Origin of the sequence: Pseudomonas sp. C1C7 (genome assembly GCF_013359595.1) — a bacterium.
In the GTDB taxonomy this organism is placed as follows: Bacteria; Pseudomonadota; Gammaproteobacteria; order Pseudomonadales; family Pseudomonadaceae; genus Aquipseudomonas.
The window spans coordinates 132,057-150,940 of sequence record NZ_JABFMP010000004.1 but is presented as its reverse complement, the minus strand read 5'-3'; the positions used below and the strand labels follow the sequence as shown (position 1 = coordinate 150,940).

General features: G+C 61.0%; 24 protein-coding genes. 11 read left to right on the top strand and 13 right to left on the bottom strand.

What is annotated here, in order from left to right:
- Positions 1-73 precede the first annotated feature (73 nt).
- Genes HNO86_RS05235 through HNO86_RS05215 form a run of 5 tightly spaced genes read right to left on the bottom strand, consistent with a single transcriptional unit; the run spans position 74 to position 3,114 of the window.
- Positions 74-379 (bottom strand): lipid asymmetry maintenance protein MlaB, encoded by a 306-nt coding sequence (locus HNO86_RS05235; protein WP_175375949.1) that lies wholly within the window; start codon positions 377-379, stop codon positions 74-76.
- Positions 376-1,026 (bottom strand): phospholipid-binding protein MlaC, encoded by a 651-nt coding sequence (locus HNO86_RS05230; protein ID WP_175375948.1) that lies wholly within the window; start codon positions 1,024-1,026, stop codon positions 376-378. The genes HNO86_RS05235 and HNO86_RS05230 overlap by 4 nt, the downstream gene beginning before the upstream one ends.
- An 11-nt stretch (positions 1,027-1,037) precedes the next feature.
- Positions 1,038-1,505, bottom strand: coding sequence for an outer membrane lipid asymmetry maintenance protein MlaD (mlaD, locus tag HNO86_RS05225; RefSeq protein ID WP_175375947.1), 468 nt, complete (start codon positions 1,503-1,505; stop codon positions 1,038-1,040).
- Positions 1,505-2,302 carry a lipid asymmetry maintenance ABC transporter permease subunit MlaE gene (gene mlaE, locus HNO86_RS05220; protein WP_175375946.1) on the bottom strand — a complete coding sequence of 266 codons (798 nt, stop codon included), beginning with the start codon at positions 2,300-2,302 and terminating at the stop codon, positions 1,505-1,507. The genes mlaD and mlaE overlap by 1 nt, the downstream gene beginning before the upstream one ends.
- A complete protein-coding gene (locus HNO86_RS05215) occupies positions 2,302-3,114 on the bottom strand; it encodes an ATP-binding cassette domain-containing protein (protein WP_175375945.1) in 813 nt (270 codons plus the stop codon). The genes mlaE and HNO86_RS05215 overlap by 1 nt, the downstream gene beginning before the upstream one ends.
- Before the next feature lie 275 nt (positions 3,115-3,389).
- Between HNO86_RS05215 and HNO86_RS05210 the strand changes: the two genes are divergently transcribed.
- From HNO86_RS05210 to HNO86_RS05165, 10 genes are all read left to right on the top strand, one after another.
- Positions 3,390-4,364, top strand: coding sequence for a KpsF/GutQ family sugar-phosphate isomerase (locus HNO86_RS05210; protein WP_175375944.1), 975 nt, complete (start codon positions 3,390-3,392; stop codon positions 4,362-4,364).
- Positions 4,365-4,889 carry an HAD family hydrolase gene (locus tag HNO86_RS05205; protein WP_175375943.1) on the top strand — a complete coding sequence of 175 codons (525 nt, stop codon included), beginning with the start codon at positions 4,365-4,367 and terminating at the stop codon, positions 4,887-4,889. It begins immediately after the preceding gene.
- A gap of 8 nt (positions 4,890-4,897) precedes the next feature.
- Positions 4,898-5,470 (top strand): LPS export ABC transporter periplasmic protein LptC, encoded by a 573-nt coding sequence (gene lptC, locus HNO86_RS05200; RefSeq protein ID WP_175375942.1) that lies wholly within the window; start codon positions 4,898-4,900, stop codon positions 5,468-5,470.
- Entirely contained in the window at positions 5,457-6,005 is a 549-nt protein-coding gene (lptA, locus tag HNO86_RS05195; protein ID WP_175375941.1) for a lipopolysaccharide transport periplasmic protein LptA, read from the top strand. The genes lptC and lptA overlap by 14 nt, the downstream gene beginning before the upstream one ends.
- On the top strand, positions 6,006-6,731 hold the full coding sequence (lptB, locus tag HNO86_RS05190; protein ID WP_175375940.1) for an LPS export ABC transporter ATP-binding protein: 726 nt from the start codon (positions 6,006-6,008) through the stop codon (positions 6,729-6,731).
- A gap of 178 nt (positions 6,732-6,909) precedes the next feature.
- Entirely contained in the window at positions 6,910-8,403 is a 1,494-nt protein-coding gene (locus HNO86_RS05185) for an RNA polymerase factor sigma-54 (protein WP_175375939.1), read from the top strand.
- 75 nt (positions 8,404-8,478) lie between these two features.
- Positions 8,479-8,787: a ribosome hibernation-promoting factor, HPF/YfiA family gene (gene hpf / locus HNO86_RS05180; RefSeq protein ID WP_007941242.1), complete on the top strand. Its 309-nt coding sequence runs from the start codon at positions 8,479-8,481 to the stop codon at positions 8,785-8,787.
- Between the two features lie 12 nt (positions 8,788-8,799).
- Entirely contained in the window at positions 8,800-9,264 is a 465-nt protein-coding gene (ptsN, locus tag HNO86_RS05175) for a PTS IIA-like nitrogen regulatory protein PtsN (protein WP_175375938.1), read from the top strand.
- A gap of 2 nt (positions 9,265-9,266) precedes the next feature.
- Positions 9,267-10,124 (top strand): RNase adapter RapZ, encoded by an 858-nt coding sequence (gene rapZ, locus HNO86_RS05170; protein ID WP_175375937.1) that lies wholly within the window; start codon positions 9,267-9,269, stop codon positions 10,122-10,124.
- A gap of 15 nt (positions 10,125-10,139) precedes the next feature.
- A complete protein-coding gene (locus HNO86_RS05165) occupies positions 10,140-10,415 on the top strand; it encodes an HPr family phosphocarrier protein (RefSeq protein ID WP_175375936.1) in 276 nt (91 codons plus the stop codon).
- Positions 10,416-10,465: 50 nt separating this feature from the next.
- Here the strand turns inward: HNO86_RS05165 and HNO86_RS05160 are convergent, their stop codons facing one another.
- The 6 genes from HNO86_RS05160 to pmbA all read right to left on the bottom strand — a co-directional run bounded on the left by HNO86_RS05160 (position 10,466) and on the right by pmbA (position 15,796).
- Entirely contained in the window at positions 10,466-11,359 is an 894-nt protein-coding gene (locus HNO86_RS05160) for a ZIP family metal transporter (RefSeq protein ID WP_175375935.1), read from the bottom strand.
- 29 nt (positions 11,360-11,388) lie between these two features.
- Complete coding sequence (locus HNO86_RS05155) at positions 11,389-12,000, bottom strand: superoxide dismutase (protein WP_175375934.1); 612 nt, start codon at positions 11,998-12,000, stop codon at positions 11,389-11,391.
- A gap of 1 nt (position 12,001) precedes the next feature.
- Positions 12,002-12,430: a hypothetical protein gene (locus HNO86_RS05150; RefSeq protein ID WP_175375933.1), complete on the bottom strand. Its 429-nt coding sequence runs from the start codon at positions 12,428-12,430 to the stop codon at positions 12,002-12,004.
- Positions 12,431-12,458: 28 nt separating this feature from the next.
- Positions 12,459-13,835 carry an aspartate ammonia-lyase gene (locus tag HNO86_RS05145; RefSeq protein WP_175375932.1) on the bottom strand — a complete coding sequence of 459 codons (1,377 nt, stop codon included), beginning with the start codon at positions 13,833-13,835 and terminating at the stop codon, positions 12,459-12,461.
- Positions 13,816-14,223 (bottom strand): FagA protein, encoded by a 408-nt coding sequence (locus HNO86_RS05140; RefSeq protein WP_175375931.1) that lies wholly within the window; start codon positions 14,221-14,223, stop codon positions 13,816-13,818. The genes HNO86_RS05145 and HNO86_RS05140 overlap by 20 nt, the downstream gene beginning before the upstream one ends.
- Before the next feature lie 226 nt (positions 14,224-14,449).
- Positions 14,450-15,796: a metalloprotease PmbA gene (pmbA, locus tag HNO86_RS05135; protein WP_175375930.1), complete on the bottom strand. Its 1,347-nt coding sequence runs from the start codon at positions 15,794-15,796 to the stop codon at positions 14,450-14,452.
- A gap of 108 nt (positions 15,797-15,904) precedes the next feature.
- On the opposite strand from pmbA, the gene yjgA reads away from it, so the two are divergent.
- The gene (gene yjgA, locus HNO86_RS05130; protein ID WP_175375929.1) at positions 15,905-16,429 is read left to right on the top strand and encodes a ribosome biogenesis factor YjgA; all 525 of its coding nucleotides are present in this window, start codon (positions 15,905-15,907) and stop codon (positions 16,427-16,429) included.
- A 90-nt stretch (positions 16,430-16,519) separates the two neighbouring features.
- Here the strand turns inward: yjgA and tldD are convergent, their stop codons facing one another.
- Together tldD and HNO86_RS05120 are read right to left on the bottom strand one after the other, a co-directional pair.
- A complete protein-coding gene (tldD, locus tag HNO86_RS05125; RefSeq protein WP_175375928.1) occupies positions 16,520-17,962 on the bottom strand; it encodes a metalloprotease TldD in 1,443 nt (480 codons plus the stop codon).
- A gap of 12 nt (positions 17,963-17,974) precedes the next feature.
- The gene (locus HNO86_RS05120; RefSeq protein ID WP_175375927.1) at positions 17,975-18,829 is read right to left on the bottom strand and encodes a carbon-nitrogen hydrolase family protein; all 855 of its coding nucleotides are present in this window, start codon (positions 18,827-18,829) and stop codon (positions 17,975-17,977) included.
- Between the last annotated feature and the right edge of the window lie 55 nt (positions 18,830-18,884).

The following is an 18,884-nucleotide window of genomic DNA, read 5'->3' as shown; positions in this document are numbered from 1 at the left end:
CATACAAAAAAGCCCCGCGCCTGCGAACCCCGCGGAGCAGGACTCTGACGGGGGGCTTGTCTGTCGATGCGGTTTAGGGATTGGCCAACAACTCGGTCAACTCACTGACCTCGGCGATTTCACGCATGTCTTCGGGCATTGCGCGGATGGTCAGCGCCTTGCCGGCCGCCCGCGCATCACGCATGAAGCACAGCAACAAGGATAGCCCCACGCTGCTGGACTTGGTCACTGCGGAGCAATCGACCACCACGGTCGCGGCCTTGCTCGCCTTGATCAGCGCCTGGCCCTGCTCACGCAGGCCAGGGCCGGTGCGATAGTCCAGCACGCCGCTGAGCCGCAGCTCACCGGCTGCATCCATCAGGACTGCCGACTCACTCATTGGGCTTTCTCGGGGGATTGCTCTGCGGTCTGCTTGGCCTTGGCGACTTCACCGGCCCAGCCGTTGATGGTCTTGTCCAGGTCGTTGCCATTGCGCTGCATGGCGTCGGCGAACTGATCGCGGAACAGCTTGCCGATGTTGATGCCGTTGATGATAACGTTACGCAGCTTCCACTCGCCGCTGACCTTTTCCAGGGTGTAGGACACCGGATAGATCGCGCCGTTGCTGCCCTTGACGGTCATGCCGACGCTGGTGCGGTCTCCCGATTCGTCCTTGGCTGGATCGACGGTGATGCCCTGGTTGTTGTACTCCAGCAAGGCGTTGCCATAGAACTGGAACAGACCGCGCTTGAAGTTCTCTTCAAAGGTCTTCATCTGTTCAGGGGTGGCTTTGCGCGAGTACTTGACCGTCATGATGCTCTTGGAGATGCCCTCGGCATCCACCACCGGCCCGACAATGTTGTTCAGTGCCGCATAGAAACCGTTCGGATCCTGTTTGTACTTCTCTTTATTGGCCGCCAGGTCCGAAAGCATCCGGTTGGTGGTGTCCTGCACCAGGTCGTGTGCGGAAGGGGACGCCACGGCGTTAGCCATCAGCGGCAAGGCCGCGAGCAATACCAACAGGCCACGTCGCAAGATAGAGATCATTTCTAGGCTCCTCATTTAGCGTCTTTGCTAACGGTGTTGAGCAGGAATTTACCGATCAGGTCCTCGAGCACCAGCGACGACTGGGTGTCATGGATGGTCCCGCCATCGGCGAGCAGTTTTTCTTCGCCGCCCACACTGATGCCGATGTATTTCTCGCCCAACAGGCCAGCAGTCAGGATAGATGCAGTGGAGTCGGTCGGCAGGTTATCCACCCGTTTTTCCAGCTGCATGGTCACTCGACCGGTGAAACTGTCGCGGTCCAGATCGATCGCCGTGACCTTGCCGATGGTCACACCGGCCATGGTCACTTTAGCTCTGACCGTCAAACCGGCGATATTGTCGAAATACGCGTAAAGTTTATAAGTGTCGGTGCTCGGGCTCGGGGACAAGCCACTGACCCGCAGGGCCAGCAGCAGCAAAGCCAGGATGCCAGCCAGCAAGAAAAGGCCGACACCGATTTCCAGGGTGCGGTTTTGCATCAGAAATCTCCAAACATCAAGGCGGTCAGAATAAAGTCCAGACCGAGCACTGCCAGAGAGGCATATACCACGGTCTTGGTGGTGGCACGACTGATCCCCTCGGAGGTGGGCTCGCAGTCATAGCCTTGGAATACGGCGATCCAGGTCACGACAAAGGCAAAAACCATGCTTTTGATGATGCCGTTGAGCACATCGTCGGCAAAGGTCACGCTGTTCTGCATGTTCGACCAGTAGGAACCTTCATAGACGCCCAACCAGTCGACGGCCACCCACGAACCGCCCCAGATACCCACCACGCTGAAAATCATCGCCAGCACCGGCAGGGAAATGAAGCCGGCCCACAGGCGCGGGGCAACGATGTATTTGAGCGGGTCGACCCCGATCATTTCCAGGCTGGACAATTGCTCGGTGGACTTCATGTTGCCGATTTCCGCGGTCAACGCCGAACCGGCACGCCCGGCAAACAGCAGGGCCGTCACCACCGGGCCCAGTTCACGCAGCAGCGTCAGCGCAACCATCTGCCCGACCGCCTGTTCCGAACCGTAGCTGGAAAGAATGTTGAAGCCCTGCAGCGCCAGCACCATGCCGATGAAAATCCCGGAGACCACGATGATCACCAGCGACATCACGCCAACGGAGTGCAATTGCTTGACCAGCAGGCCGAAAGCACCGCCGATGCCGCCGCGACCGAGCAAGGCGTGAAACAGGAACAGGGTCGAGCGACCGAACACCGACACGGTGTCGATCCCGGCCTGGCCGAACCGGCGTATGCGTTCTATCAGTGAAATTCTGCGCATCAGCGGCGCTTCCCCAGAAGATCTGCGCGGTAATCCGTCGCTGGAAAGTGGTACGCAACCGGGCCATCGGGTTCGCCGGTCATGAATTGACGAATTTTCGGCTCATCCGAGTTCATCAGCTCCTCAGGCGTGCCCTGCCCCAGCACTTGCCCATCGCCCACTACATAGATGTAGTCGGCAATGCTCGCGGTTTCGGCCAGATCGTGGGAAACCACGATACTGGTGATGCCCAGCGCGTCGTTGAGCAGGCGGATCAGGCGCACCAGAACGCCCATGGCGATCGGGTCCTGGCCGACAAAGGGCTCGTCGTACATGAGAATCTGTGGATCCATCGCGATGGCCCGCGCCAGGGCGACGCGGCGCTTCATGCCACCGGACAGCTCATCGGGCATCAGCTCGATCGCCCCGCGCAGACCCACGGCCTGCAATTTGAGCAGGACAATGTCACGAATCATTTCTTCGGGCAGATCGGTGTGGACGCGTAGCGGAAACGCGACGTTCTCGAAGACATCGAGATCGGTGAACAGGGCACCACTCTGAAACAGCACGCCCATGTGCTTGCGTGCGTCGAACAGATCGCTGCGCGAGAGTTTCGGCAGGTTCTGACCGTTGACCCAGACTTCGCCCGTGGTTGGTCGCAGCTGCGCGCCCATCAACCGCAGAAGCGTCGTCTTGCCGCAACCGGAAGGTCCCATGATGCCGGTGACCTTGCCGCGCGGAATACGGATATCGACGTTATTGAAAATGCTGCGCGTACCGCGCTTGAAGGTCACTCCCTTCAGCTCGACCGCGTAGGCGTTATCGGCACTCATCTAAACTCCTTGCGATGCAGTCTCTCCCTCGGACGCCTGACTTTCTGACGAAAGCACATACCTCCGGGCGGGCCGAACTGGCGGCGAACTATATCACTGCAAACCCCGGGCGCCCAAGGTCATTACCGCGTCATATTCTTAGGTATGACAGGCAGAAACCTTCATTTAGAGGGATTTACCGGACAAGGAATGACAAAGCGCGACGAACTAGCGTGAGGGTTTCGATCATAACCGCTATAATCGCCGCCTTTTCATCAGGCTAAACGATTTCTGACATGAGCCAATCCAGCGACCTGATTCAGTCCGCCCAACGCACCATCCGCCTCGAAGTCGAAGCCGTACAAGGCTTGATGCCGCAAATCGACGCGGATTTCGTACGCGCCTGCGAGATGATTCTGGCCAGCAAAGGCCGCGTGGTCGTGGTCGGCATGGGCAAGTCGGGGCATATCGGCAGGAAGATCGCCGCCACCCTGGCCAGCACCGGCACCACGGCGTTTTTCGTCCATCCGGCTGAAGCCAGCCATGGCGACATGGGCATGATCACTCGCGACGACATCATCCTCGCGCTGTCGAACTCCGGCTCCACCAACGAAATCATTACCCTGCTGCCGCTGATCAAGCGCCTGGGCATCAAGCTGATCAGCATGACCGGCAACCCCGACTCGCCGCTGTCCAAGGCCGCCGAGGTCAACCTCAACGTCAACGTCGGCCATGAAGCCTGCCCGCTGAACCTGGCGCCGACTTCCTCGACCACCGCCGCCCTGGTCATGGGCGACGCCCTGGCCGTGGCGCTGCTGGACGCTCGCGGATTCACCGCCGAAGACTTCGCGTTCTCCCACCCAGGCGGTGCGCTCGGCCGGCGCCTGCTGTTGAAAGTGGAAAGCGTCATGCATGCCGGCCAGGAGCTGCCGCAGGTCCAACGCGGCACCCTGCTCAAGGACGCGTTGATGGAAATGACCCGCAAGGGCCTGGGCATGACCGTCATTCTCGAAGCCGACGGCAAGCTGGCCGGGATCTTCACCGACGGCGACTTGCGTCGCACCCTGGATCGCCCTATCGACATTCACAGCGTCACCATCGACGAAGTGATGACCGCCCACGGCAAAACCGCCCGCGCCGAGATGCTCGCCGCCGAAGCGCTGAAAATCATGGAAGATCACCGAATCAACGCACTGGTCGTCGTGGACGATGAAGACCGCCCGATCGGCGCCTTCAACCTCTCCGATCTGTTGCGCGCAGGAGTCATGTAAATGAGCAACGAACTGTTGCAACGCGGCAAAGCGATCAAACTGGCGGTTTTCGACGTCGACGGCGTCCTCACCGACGGCCGCCTGTACTTCCTTGAAGACGGCAGTGAATTCAAGACGTTCAACACCCTCGACGGCCAGGGCATCAAGATGCTGATGGCGGCCGGCGTGCAGACCGCCATCATCAGCGGCCGCAAGACCCCGGTGGTCGAACGACGCGCGAAGAATCTCGGCATCCCTCACCTGTACCAGGGTCGCGAAGACAAACTGGTGGTGCTGGACGAGCTTCTTGGCCAACTCAACCTAAGCTATGAACAGGTCGCCTACCTGGGTGACGACCTGCCTGACCTGCCGGTGGTTCGCCGCGTCGGCCTGGGCATGGCGGTGGCCAATGCCGCCAGTTTCGTGCGCGAACACGCTCACGGCGTGACTCAGGCCCGTGGCGGCGAAGGTGCCGCCCGCGAGTTCTGCGAATTGATCCTGCGCGCCCAGGACCGCCTCGATGCGGCAAACGCCGCGTACCTGTGAGCCTGACCATGTTTAGCAAAAAACTTCGCAATGCCGTGCTGCTCACCTTTATCGCCGCGATTCTGGTCGCGGTCGGTTACTGGAACATCAGCCCGGAACGCTTCCTCGACAAGCCGCCGGCCAAGACCACCGAAAGCCCGATCGACTGGTACGCGACCAACACTCACACCCTGCAGTACCTCGAAGACGGCAAGGTGCAGTACGAAATGACGTCCGACAAGGCCGAACACGTCAAGGCCACCGACGTCACCCTGGTCACCAAGCCTGACCTGAACATGTACCGCGGCACCGAGTTCCCGTGGCACGTGACCAGCGAGCGCGGCGAAGTGAACCCGGGTGGCACCGAGGTCGAACTGATCGACAACGTGCGCGTCAAGCGCACCGATGAAAAGAACCGTGATGTGCTGATCACTTCCACTCGCATGACAGTGTTCCCTCAGGAGCAATATGCGCAGACCCAGCAACCCGTTAGAATCGACGGCGCTGGCGGCGTATCGACTGGCGTAGGAATGAAAGCGTATTTGAAGGAAAGCAGGATTCACCTGCTATCGAACGTAAGAGGACAGTATGAGGCTCGTTAAAACTCTCCCTATTTTGCTCGGACTGAGCGCAGCACTGGGAAGCGTGAGCGCCTGGGCTCTGCCGAACGATCAGCAGCAGCCAATCCGTATCCAGGCCGACGATGCCCAGCTGGACGACAAGAACGGCATTGCCACCTACACCGGCGACGTGATCATCACCCAGGGCTCGATGAAGGTGACCGGCAATAAAGTGACCATGACCCGCGCGCCCAATGGCGACATCGACGTGGTGACCTCGGTGGGCAACCTGGCCTACTTCGAACAACTGCAGACCGCGGGCGATCCCAAGCCGGTGCAGGGCTGGGGTGTGACCATCCAGTACCACGCCCAGCAGAACCGCGTGGTGCTGATCGATCGCGCCAAAGTGATCGACAAGGACAACAACACCACCCAGGGCGAGAAAATCGTCTACGACACCGTCAAGAAGCTGGCCAGCGCCGGTCGCGCCACCGGCAGCAACGTCACCGAGTCGCGTCCACGCATCGACATGGTGATCCAGCCGAAAAAGAAAACCGACGAGCAAAAGGCCCAGTAAATGGCAACTCTGAAAGCTCAGCATCTGGCCAAGAGCTACAAGAGCCGCCAGGTCGTGCGTGACGTCAGCCTGTCCATCGACAGCGGTCAGATCGTCGGCCTGCTCGGCCCTAACGGTGCTGGCAAGACCACCTGCTTCTACATGATTGTCGGCCTGGTCAGAGCCGATCAGGGCCGCGTGCTGATCGACGACCTGGACGTCAGCCACCAGCCGATGCACGGTCGCGCCAAAGCCGGTATCGGCTACCTGCCGCAGGAAGCCTCGATCTTCCGCAAGCTCTCGGTGGCCGACAACATCATGGCGATCCTCGAGACCCGCAAGGAGCTCGACAAGGCTGGCCGTCGTCGCGAACTGGAAAGCCTGCTGCAGGAATTCCACATCAGCCACATCCGCGACAACCTCGGCATGAGCCTGTCCGGCGGTGAGCGCCGTCGCGTGGAAATCGCCCGTGCACTGGCCACCAACCCCAAGTTCATCCTGCTCGACGAACCCTTCGCCGGCGTGGACCCGATCTCGGTCGGCGACATCAAGCAGATCATCCACCACCTCAAGGCCAAGGGCATTGGTGTGCTGATCACCGACCACAACGTCCGCGAGACGCTGGACATCTGCGAAACCGCCTATATCGTCAATGATGGGCAGCTGATCGCAGAAGGCGACTCCGAGACGATCCTGGCCAATGACCTGGTCAAGGAAGTGTATCTGGGCCACGAGTTCCGCCTCTGAGCACTGTGCGAGGCTGGCCGAAAGAGCGTTTGTCGCGATAAAAATCAACACTTTTTTATTGTTACAGCGCTCTAGGCAAACACTGCAATATCAGGCATATAATTTGCTTATGTTTGGCGCTCCGGCGCCCTGTAGTGGATGGCGCATGTGCGCCGGAATAAGGTGTTAAGCCCCTGCCATGAAACCATCGCTAGTCTTGAGAATGGGCCAGCAGCTGACGATGACACCGCAGCTGCAACAGGCCATCCGCCTGCTCCAATTGTCGACCCTGGACCTGCAACAGGAAATCCAGGAGGCCCTGGAGTCCAATCCGATGCTCGAACGCCAGGAAGAAGGCGACGACTTCGACAACTCCGATCCGATGGCCGACAACGTCGAACAGAAGCCAAACACGGAAATCCAGGAACCTTCCTACCAGGAAAGCGCGCCAACCGTCGACAACCTCGATGAAGGCGACTGGAACGAACGCATTCCCAACGAACTGCCCGTCGACACCGCCTGGGAAGATGTCTACCAGACCAGCGCCAGCAGCCTGCCCAGCAACGATGACGACGAATGGGACTTCACCACCCGCACGTCGGCCGGCGAAAGCCTGCAAAGCCATCTGCTGTGGCAATTGAACCTGGCGCCGATGTCCGACACCGACCGCCTGATCGCCGTGACCCTGATCGACTGCATCAACAATCAGGGCTACCTCGACGAAACCCTCGAAGAAATCCACGAAGCCTTCGACCCGGAGCTCGACATCGAGCTGGACGAGATCGAAGCCGTCCTGCATCGCATCCAGCAATTCGAACCCGCCGGCATCGGCGCCCGCAACCTGGGCGAGTGCCTGCTGCTGCAACTGCGCCAGCTGCCCGCCAAGACCCCATGGCTGACCGAAGCCAAGCGCCTGGTCACCGACTTCATCGACCTGCTCGGCAGCCGCGACTACAGCCAGCTGATGCGCCGCATGAAGCTAAAGGAAGACGAGCTGCGCCAGGTGATCGAACTGGTCCAGAGCCTCAACCCGCGTCCGGGCTCGCAGATCGAGTCCACCGAAGCCGAATACGTCGTGCCCGACGTGATCGTGCGCAAGGACAACGAGCGCTGGCTGGTGGAACTCAATCAGGAATCGGTGCCTCGGCTGCGGGTCAACGCCCAGTACGCCGGTTTCGTGCGCCGCGCCGATACCAGCGCCGACAACACCTTCATGCGCAATCAGTTGCAGGAAGCCCGATGGTTCATCAAGAGCCTGCAGAGCCGCAACGAAACCCTGATGAAAGTGGCCACCCAGATCGTCGAGCATCAACGCGGCTTCCTGGAGTACGGCGACGAGGCCATGAAGCCGCTGGTCCTGCACGACATCGCCGAAGCGGTGGGCATGCACGAGTCGACGATCTCCCGGGTGACCACCCAGAAATTCATGCATACCCCTCGGGGCATCTACGAGCTGAAATACTTTTTCTCCAGCCACGTCAGCACCTCTGAAGGCGGAGAATGCTCGTCCACGGCGATCCGCGCGATCATCAAAAAACTGGTTGCCGCTGAAAATCAGAAAAAGCCGTTGAGTGACAGCAAGATCGCTGGTTTACTGGAGGCACAAGGCATTCAGGTGGCTCGCCGCACCGTCGCCAAGTACCGCGAATCCCTCGGGATCGCGCCTTCGAGCGAACGCAAGCGGTTGATGTAGGGCCACGCCACAGCGTTCCAGTGGCAGGTAATCAGTGCCTGCCGCTTTATGCACTGGCAACGAAGGAGAAGCTGTATGCAAGTCAACATCAGTGGACACCAATTGGAAGTGACCGAACCTCTTCGCACCTACATCGGCGAAAAACTCGAACGATTGGAGCGACATTTCGACAAGATCACCAACGTGCAGGTCACGATGACCGTCGAAAAGCTGAAGCAGAAAATCGAAGCCACCCTGCATATTCCCGGCAATGAAGTGGTCGCCAACGCGGAACATACCGACATGTACGCGGCGATCGACGCACTGACCGACAAGCTGGACAAACAACTCAAAAAGCATAAGGAAAAGACCCAGAGCCTGCTTCAAGGCGCTACCGGTCGTTAACACTCCCTACCCATGATCCGACTTGAAAGTATCCTGACCCCCGGCCGTTCCCTGGTGAACGTGCCGGGAGGCAGTAAAAAGAAAGCCCTCGAACAAATTGCCAACCTTATCCACCGCAGTTTTCCGGATCTGGAGATGCAAGCTGTCTTCGAGGCATTGATTGCCCGTGAAAAACTCGGCTCTACGGGTTTTGGCAACGGCATCGCCATTCCTCATTGCCGTCTCAAGGGTTGCACCTCGCCCATCAGTGCCTTGATGCACCTGGATGCCCCTATCGATTTCGACGCGATCGATGGCGCCCCGGTCGACCTGCTGTTTGTCCTGCTGGTCCCGGAAGCTGCCACCGACGCCCATCTGGAGCTGTTGCGCCAGATCGCCAGCATGCTCGACCGCAAGGATGTGCGCGACAAACTGCGCAGCGCCCCGAGCAATGAAGCCTTGTATCAGGTTGTCCTGGACGAGCAAAACAGGCCGTAACCATGCGCTTGATCATCGTCAGCGGCCGCTCCGGCTCAGGTAAAAGTACCGCCCTCGATGTACTTGAGGACAACGGCTACTACTGCATCGACAACCTGCCCGCCGGCCTGCTGCCAGAACTGGCCGAACGCGCGCTGATCCATACCGAACTGCCGCAACCGATGGTGGCGGTGTCCATCGACGCCCGCAACCTGCCCAGTCATTTGTCGCGCTTCCCGGAGCTGTTGGAAGAAGTCCGCAGCCGGCACATCCAGTGCGATGTCCTGTACCTGGATGCCGACGACGAGACCCTGCTCAAGCGCTTCTCGGAAACCCGTCGCCGCCACCCGCTGAGCAATGCCGACCGCTCGCTCGCAGAAGCGATCACCGACGAAAAGATCCTGCTGGACCCGATTGCCGACCTGGCGGATCTGAAACTCGATACCACCAACCTGAACCTGTATCAGCTGCGCGATTCGATCAAGCTGCGCCTGCTGAACCAGCCGGAACCCGGCACAGCGTTCCTGGTGGAATCTTTCGGCTTCAAGCGCGGCATGCCGGTGGACGCCGATCTGGTGTTCGATGTGCGCTGCCTGCCCAATCCTTACTGGAAGCCGGAGTTGCGCGCGCAGTCCGGTCTCGATTTACCGGTTGCCGAGTACCTGGCGGCACAGCCGGATGTTGAAGAGATGTTTCAGGACATCTCCACTTATTTGCTCAAATGGTTGCCCCGCTTTGCTGCCAGTAACCGCGCCTATGTCACCATTGCCATCGGCTGCACCGGCGGGCATCACCGCTCCGTCTATCTGACCGAGCGGCTGGCCAAGACCCTGCAGCAATCCCTGAAGAACGTCCAGGTCCGCCACCGCGACCTCAGCTAAAGGATTCACATCGCGATGCCTGCTCGGGAAATCGAAATCATCAATAAACTGGGTCTGCATGCCCGGGCATCTGCAAAATTCGTCGGGATCGCCGGCCAATTCAAGGATTGCACCATCAGGGTCGGCCGCACGCCGGAATCTACCGTGGACGGCAAAAGCATCATGGCCATGATGATGCTCGCCGCCGGCAAGGGAACCATGATCCATCTGAGCACGGAAGGCGCGCAGGAACAGGAAGCGATGGATGCGCTGGTGGCCTTGATCAACAATTACTTCGACGAAGGCGAATAACACCGCAGCCCCTGTAGCAGCAGGCTTCGCCAGCTGCTACAGGGTGCGTGTCAGCCCAACGCCGTATCCATCACCATCATCAGGCAAAAGCCGATCAACACTCCAAGGCTGGCCAGCTTGTCGTGACCATTGCGACGCGACTCCGGGATGACCTCGTGAGTCACCACCAGCAACATCGCTCCCGCCGCCAATGCCAGGCCCAATGGCAACAGCAATTCAGCCAGGCTCACCAGCCACGCGCACAGCAGCGCGAACACCGGCTCGACCAGACCTGACGCCGCACCGATCAGGAACGCCTTGAACCGCGACATCCCTGCCCCGGCCAATACCAAAGCAATCACCAGCCCCTCTGGCACATCCTGCAGGGCAATGCCCATGGCCAGACTGTCGGCGTCCGGCATGCCGCCACCGGCGGACACGCCCACTGCCATGCCTTCGGGAATGTTATGGGCAATGATCGCGAACACGAACAGCCAGATCCGTGGCGGGATGACCGGCCGCTCAAGGGTGCCGATGAGCTCTTCCGGGGATGCGCCGGACACCTTGCGATCGACCAAGAACAGGCCGAACGCACCGAGCATGATGCCGAAACAGATCAGGCTACTGGCGCCCCACGGGGTCATGCCGAGTTTTTCCGCCGCGGCAATGCCGGGCACGATCAGCGAAAACGCGGTTGCCGCCAGCATCACGCCGGCACCAAATCCCAACAACGTATCGCTGAGCGCCTGGGGCATGCGCCGGATCACCAGTACCGGCACAGCCCCGAGCGCGGTGCCGAGGGCGCAGATTGCACCGCCCTGCAGCGCCCTCGACAACCTCGGCTCCAGATTCATCCACTCCAGCCCGTGCGCCACCAGCAAGCTCATGCCCGCCAGCACTAACAGCGATCCAAACGCGTAACGAAACATTCGTCCACTTCCGATCGCCAGTGTTTCAGTGCCCATATTCAGCCTTGGATTGTGTGCGGGTGGACTTAATTCAAAGCAGCCTGATAGCGCGCAGCGACTTCGGGCCAATTGATCACGTTGTAAAACGCGCTGATGTATTCCGGGCGACGGTTCTGATATCGCAGGTAATAGGCGTGCTCCCAGACATCCAGACCGAGAATCGGCGTGTTGCCGTTCATCAACGGGCTGTCCTGGTTACCGCTGCTCTCCACCACCAGAGTCTTCTGCGGTGTGACGCTGAGCCATGCCCAGCCGCTGCCGAAACGGGTCAGCGCCGCTTTGGTGAAAGCTTCCTTGAAGCTGTCCAGACCGCCCAGTTGCTCGTCGATGGCCTTGGCCAGAGCGCCTTCCGGCTTGCCGCCGCCGTGGGGCGCCATGACTTCCCAGAACAGCGAATGGTTGGCGTGACCGCCGCCCTGGTTGATCACCGCTGCACGCAGCTTCTCCGGCAGTTGCTGCACCGCGGCGACCAGCTTCTCCACCGGCCATTCGGCGAACTCGGTGCCTTCGACGGCGGCGTTCAGGTTGTTGATGTAGGTCTGGTGATGCTTGGTGTAGTGAATCTCCATGGTCTGCGCATCGATGTGCGGTTCCAGGGCGTCGTAGGCGTACGGCAAGGCGGGCAAGGTAAAAGCCATTTCAATGAACTCCATGATGGTGAGGCGCAGGCGCAGCGGCATCGACGTGCAGCAAGCGATGGGTGCGCGGGTATTCGCCGTGTTCGCTGATGAAACTCAGCAGCTCGACATAGGTCTTGCTGCTCTGACGCAACGCGGCTTCGCGCAAGGCTTGCGGCAGCCGCGGGTCCTGCATGGCCTGCAAAAGCCGTTGGTGGATGGCGCACAGGTATTCGGCGCTCTCCTCCGGCTGGTTCAGGCGCAAATGCAGATCCGCCAGGTTGTGATGGGAAATCACGCAGGCCGCCACCGCTTCGTCGGCATTCGCCCAGCGCTCGAACAGCACCTGAGCCAGAGCCAGTGCCTGCAAGTAAGCCTCGCGGGCATCGACCAGTTCACCTTGCATGAAAAAACGATTGGCTCTTTCGATCGTGCGTTTCCAGTGCTCCATGGTGTACCTCCAAAGCGGCAGCGGTGTGTTACACGCCGCCTGCGGTGAGTTTTTCCGGGTTGAGCAGTTCTTCCAGCTGCCCGCGCGACAGGTCGGTGTGCTCCAGCGCGACATCGATCACCGGACGACCCTGGGCATAGGCTTTCTTGGCGATCTCGGCAGCCTTCTGGTATCCGATGATCGGGTTCAGTGCGGTCACCAGAATCGGGTTGCGCGACAGGGCTTCCTTGAGACGGGAGTCGTTGACCTTGAAGCTGGCAATGGCCTTCTCACCCAGCAGGCGGCTGGCGTTGGCCAGCAACTCGATGCTGCTCAAGAGGTTCTGGGCGACGATCGGCAGCATCACGTTCAGCTCGAAGTTGCCCGACTGGCCGGCGATGGTGATGACTGTGTCGTTGCCGATCACCTGGGCGGCGACCATGGCGGTGGCTTCCGGGATCACTGGATTGACCTTGCCCGGCATGATCGAAGAGCCCGGTTGCAGCGCTTCGAGTTCGATTTCACCGAGGCCGGCCAAGGGACCGGAGTTCATCCAGCGCAGATCGTTGGCGATTTTCATCAGCGATACCGCGGTCGCCTTGAGCTGGCCGGAGACGGCGACGGCAGTGTCCTGGGAACCGATCAGGGCAAACAGATCCACGCCCGGGGTGAATTCCACCTTGGTCAGTTGGCTCAACTGCTGGCTGAAACGCGCCGCGAACTCGGGATGCGCATTGATCCCGGTGCCCACCGCCGTGCCGCCCTGCGCCAGGGATTGCAGGCTTGGCTGCAGGCCTTGCAGATGACCGATGTTGGCCTTGAGCTGCTGCGCCCAGCCGTTGAGCACCTGGCTCAGGCGCACGGGCATGGCGTCCATCAGGTGGGTGCGGCCGGTCTTGACGTGGTGATGCACCTGGCCGGCCTTGTGTTCGATCACCTGCACCAGGCCGTTCAGGGCCGGCAGCAATTGTTCGTGCAGCGCCAGCGCGGCGCTGACGTGGATGGTGGTCGGGATGATGTCGTTGCTGCTCTGGCCGCAGTTGACGTGATCGTTCGGGTTCACCGACTCGCCCAGGAGGCGGCTGGCCAGGGTGGCGATCACTTCGTTGGCGTTCATGTTGGAACTGGTGCCGGAACCGGTCTGGAAAATATCCACCGGGAAGTGCTGCATGAAATCGCCTTCGAGCAGACCTTGCGCCGCATCGACAATGGCTTTGCCCTGGGACGGACTGATCTGCTTGAGCTCGATGTTGGCCCGGGCGGCCGCGGCCTTGGCCAGGATCAGCGCGCGAATGAACTGCTCCGGCATCGGCTTGCCGCTGATCGGGAAGTTATCCACAGCACGTTGGGTCTGCGCACCGTAGAGGGCGTCTTCCGGGACCTGAAGCTCGCCCATGCTGTCGCGCTCAATACGTGTCTTGGTCATCTGTAAATCCTTGCACCAGTTCGATAAGAGGGATGGAGGGTTGCAACTCGCAGGTCGCCAGTTGCCAGGTGTAGCTCTGCCAGCGTTTGAGCCGGCACTTGCAGAGGGAGAGGCGCTCCAGCTCGCGCAGCGGACGCCAGGCCTGATCCAGGCAGTAGGTGCGCCAGTGCCAGGGCAGCGCCACATCGGCGGCGGTGTCGAGCAGCAAGCGGAAAGAGGTTTCAGCGACGGTCCAGGCAGAAGTGGCCGTGCAACACGCCAGATACCGGCCTTCGGCCAGGTAGTGTTCGATCAGGCGGGGTTCGTCGGGATCCATCGCGCAACGGATCTGGCGACTCATCCAGCGCCAGTTTTCGAGGTAGGGCTGCTCGTGCAAGGCAGAACTCATGATCCGGGCTCATTCGATAATGAGATTTATTATTAGATGATAATGAGAACCAAAACAAGAGTAGCGGCGCGCTGAGAACTTTGCGAGAGCGGGTTTATCCGAGATGTTTTTGGTGGTTGTGATGGCCTCTACGCGAGCAAGCCCGCTCCCACAGGGTTTTGTGGGGGGGCATGAAAAAGGCGCGCCACCCGATGGGTGGCGCGCCTTTTTTGTACAGCGGGGAGGCTTAGCTGCCGGCGACCATCATCCGCTCGATCAGCACCGACCCCGTGCGAATGTTGCTGCGCAGCTCCAGGTCATTCCCCACCGCTACGATCTGCTTGAACATGTCGCGCATGTTGCCGGCGATGGTCACTTCCTGCACCGCGAACTGGATTTCGCCGTTTTCGACCCAGTACCCCGCCGCGCCGCGGGAGTAGTCACCGGTGACCATGTTCAGGCCCTGCCCCATCAGCTCGGTCACCAGCAGGCCACGGCCCATGCGGCGAATCAATGCCGCCTGGTCTTCGTCGCCGTGAGTTACGAACAGGTTGTGCACGCCACCGGCGTTGGCGGTGCTCGGCATGCCGAGTTTGCGGCCGGAATAGGTCCCGAGGATGTAGGACACCAGCTCGCCATTTTCGACGAACGGTTTGGCGTAGGTGGCCAGGCCATCACCGTCGAACGCCGCACTGCCCAGGGCACGCATCAGGTGTGGACGCTCGTCGAGAGTCAGCCACTCAGGGAACAGCTTCTGCCCCAGGGTGCCTTCGAGGAACGACGACTTGCGATAAAGACTGCCGCCGGAAATCGCCGACAGGAAACTGCCGAACAAGCCACCGGCCAGTTCTGCAGAAAACAGCACCGGTACTTCGCAGGTCGGCACCGGACGCGCGCCCAGGCGACTCGCCGCCCGTTGCGCAGCACGCTGGCCAATGCTCACCGGGTCCGCCAGCAAGTTGCCAATGCGGTTAACGTCATACCAGTAGTCGCGCTGCATCTGACCTTCGGCCTCGGCGATCATCACGCAGCTGAGGCTGTGACGAGTCGAGGCGTAACCGCCGATGAACCCGTGGCTGTTGCCGTAGACGCGGCAACCCTGGTGGGTGCTCAAGGTGGTGCCGTCGGCGTTCTTGATCCGCGCGTCGGCATCGAAGGCCGCGGCTTCGCAGAGCAAGGCTTTCTCGATGGCTTGTTCCGGGGTGATGTCCCAGGCGTGGAACAGGTCGAAATCATGAAGATCCCGAGCCATCAGCGCGGCGTCAGCCAGGCCCGAGGCTTCGTCTTCGGAAGTGTGTTTGGCGATGGCCAGAGCGGCGGCGACGGTTTCACGAATGGCGTCAGGACCGCTGGCCGAGGTGCTGGCCGAGCCCTTGCGCTGACCGACATACAGGGTGATGCCGAAGCCCTGATCGCGGTTGAACTCGACGGTTTCGACCTCGCGCTGACGCACCGACGTCGACAGCCCCTGCTCCAGGGACACCGCCACCTCGCAGGCGCTGGCGCCCTGACGCTTGGCTTCAGCGATGATCTGCTCGACCTGTTCCTGCAGTGCCGGCAACGCTTGTGGGCCGACGCTTTCAACTGCACTCATGCTGTTCTCCACTCAAATTCTGCTTTCGGTGACGGTCATCGAGCGACCGGGCCGGACAAGCGGCCCCCGACTGGTTATCATGGCGGCGTTTCTTTGCGGACGGCCACCATGGTTGATTCTTACGACGACTCCCTCGATACGGGAGAAAAAAGCAAATCCCAGGTCAAACGCGAGCTGCATGCTCTGGTTGACCTCGGCGAGCGCCTTACGACACTCAAGCCCGACCTGCTGGCAAAACTGCCTTTGACCGACGCCTTGCGCCGGGCTCTGGCCGATGCGCCCAAGCACGTTGCGCACATCGCGCGTAAACGGCACCTTCAATTCATCGGCAAACTGATGCGCGATCAGGACACCAGCGCAATTCTGGTCCTGCTCGATCAACTCGATGCCTCCACTCGCCAGTACAACGAGCGTTTCCATAACCTGGAACGCTGGCGTGATCGCCTGATTGCCGGTGACGACGCGGTCCTGGAAAAATTCGTTTCCGAATACCCGGACGCCGACCGCCAGCAGTTGCGTTCCCTGATCCGTCAGGCTCAGCACGAGGTTGCGCACAACAAGCCTCCTGCTTCGAGCCGTAAAATCTTCAAGTACATCCGTGAGCTGGACGAGACTCAGCGCGGTCTGCGCTGATCTGACGCCCATCCCCTGCTTGCAGGAGCCGCCGCAGGCTGCGATCTTTTTCAAGATCAAAAGATCGCAGCCTTCGGCAGTTCCTACAGGTTACGACCCCGTGCCACCCACGGTGATCGCATCAATCTTCAGCGTTGGCTGACCGACACCCACCGGCACCGACTGCCCGTCCTTGCCGCACGTCCCCACACCACTGTCCAGCGACAGGTCGTTGCCGACCATCGACACCTTGCTCATGGCTTCCGGACCGTTGCCGATCAGCGTCGCGCCCTTGACCGGCGCGGTGATCTTGCCGTCTTCGATCAGGTAGGCCTCGCTGGTGGAGAACACGAACTTGCCGCTGGTGATGTCCACCTGACCGCCGCCCAGGTTGGCGCAGTAGATGCCCTTCTTCACCGAGGCAATGATTTCCGCCGGATCGCTTTCGCCACCCAGCATGTAGGTATTGGTCATGCGCGGCATTGGCAGGTGCGCGTAGGACTCGCGACGGCCGTTACCGGTGCGGGCCACGCCCATCAGGCGCGCGTTGAGCTTGTCCTGCATGTAACCCTTGAGCACGCCGTTTTCGATCAGCGTGGTGCACTCGGTCGGGGTGCCTTCGTCGTCGACGCTCAGCGAACCGCGACGACCGGCCAGCGTGCCGTCATCGACGATGGTGCACAGCTTGGAAGCGACCATTTCGCCCATGCGCCCGCTGTAGGCCGAACTGCCCTTGCGGTTGAAGTCGCCTTCCAGGCCATGGCCGACCGCTTCGTGCAGCAGTACGCCCGACCAGCCGGAACCAAGGACCACCGGCAAGGTGCCGGCCGGCGCCGGAATGGCTTCCAGGTTGACCAGCGCCTGACGCAGCGCTTCGCGGGCATAGCTCATGGCACGGTCTTCGGCGAGGAAATAACGGTAATCGGTACGACCGCCACCGCCGTGACCACCCCGTTCGCGACGGCCGTTCTGCTCGACGATCACACTGACGTTGAAGCGCACCAGCGGTCGCACATCCGCTGCCAGACCGCCGTCGGTGGACGCCACCAGAATCCGCTCCCAGACACCGGCCATGCTCACGGTGACTTGCTGGATGCGCGGATCGAGCGCGCGGGTGGCGGCATCGATGCGCTTGAGCAACTCGACTTTCTCGGCGCGGGTCAGCACTTCCAGGGGATTGTCCGGTGCGTACAACTGCGCAACGTCCTGGGTGCTGAACGCCTGGACAGTGCCGTTCTGACCGGCACGGGAAATCGAGCGCGCGGCACGGGCAGCAGCGCCCAAGGCTTCGAGTGTGATTGCATTGCTGTAGGCGAAACCGGTTTTTTCACCGGACTGCGCGCGGACGCCGACGCCCTGGTCAAGGTTGAAACTGCCTTCCTTGACGATGCCGTCTTCCAGCGCCCAGGACTCAGAAATCTGCCCCTGGAAATACAGGTCCGCGGCATCGATGCCCGGGCCGGCCAGGTCGCCGAGTACGCCTTGCAGGCTTTCGATGGTTACGCCACCAGGCGCCAGGAGGTGTTCACTGACTGAGGACAACAACTCGCTCATATGCTTTACGCCTTAAATTCGTCGTTCTGATGCAGGTCGCTGGGCGCCCTGCGAGAAAAAGCGCCGGTGACTGGACACCGGCATCCGCGCCCGGATGGACGCCTGTTCGCTGCTGTCGCGTTCGGCCAGCAGCACGGCCTCGCCTTGATCCTGTTGCGCCAGCACCCTGCCCCAGGGATCGACGATCGCCGCATGACCCCAGGTTTCCCGCGGCCCCGGATGCGTCCCGCCCTGTGCGGCCGCGAGCACGTAGCACTGGGTCTCGATGGCCCGCGCGCGAATCAGCACATCCCAATGTGCGGCGCCGGTCACGGCGGTGAAGGCCGACGGTGCAGTAATGATTTGCGCACCGGCGGCACGCAATTCGCTGTACAGCTCCGGGAAGCGCAAGTCGTAGCAGACCGTCAGGCCCACTCGCCCGACCGGCGTGTCCGCCACCACCACCCCACTGCCATAAGCATAGTCATCGGATTCGCGATAACGCCCGCGATTGTCGGCAACGTCCACGTCGAACAGGTGCAGCTTGTCATAGCGCGCGACCGTTTCCCCCTGATCATCGACCAGCAACGAGCAGGCATGGGATTTGCCCTCCGGCTGATCCGCAGGCGGCAAAGGCAAGGTGCCGGCGACTATCCATAACTTGAGGTCACGCGCGGTCTGTTTCAACCAGGGCAGGATCGGACCCTCACCCAGCGCTTCGGCGCGGCCGATGTCAGCGACATCGCGACGGCCCATGGCGGCGAAGTTTTCCGGCAGCACCGCCAGCTTCGCCCCGCCGGCCGCGGCCTGCTCGAGCAGCTGACGGGCCTGGGCCAGGTTGGCCAGCACATCGCTCTGGCTGACCATTTGAATCACGGCTAAAGACATGACCTTTTCCTTGTAGGAGCGAGCTTGCTCGCGATGGTGGTCAACGGTAATGATG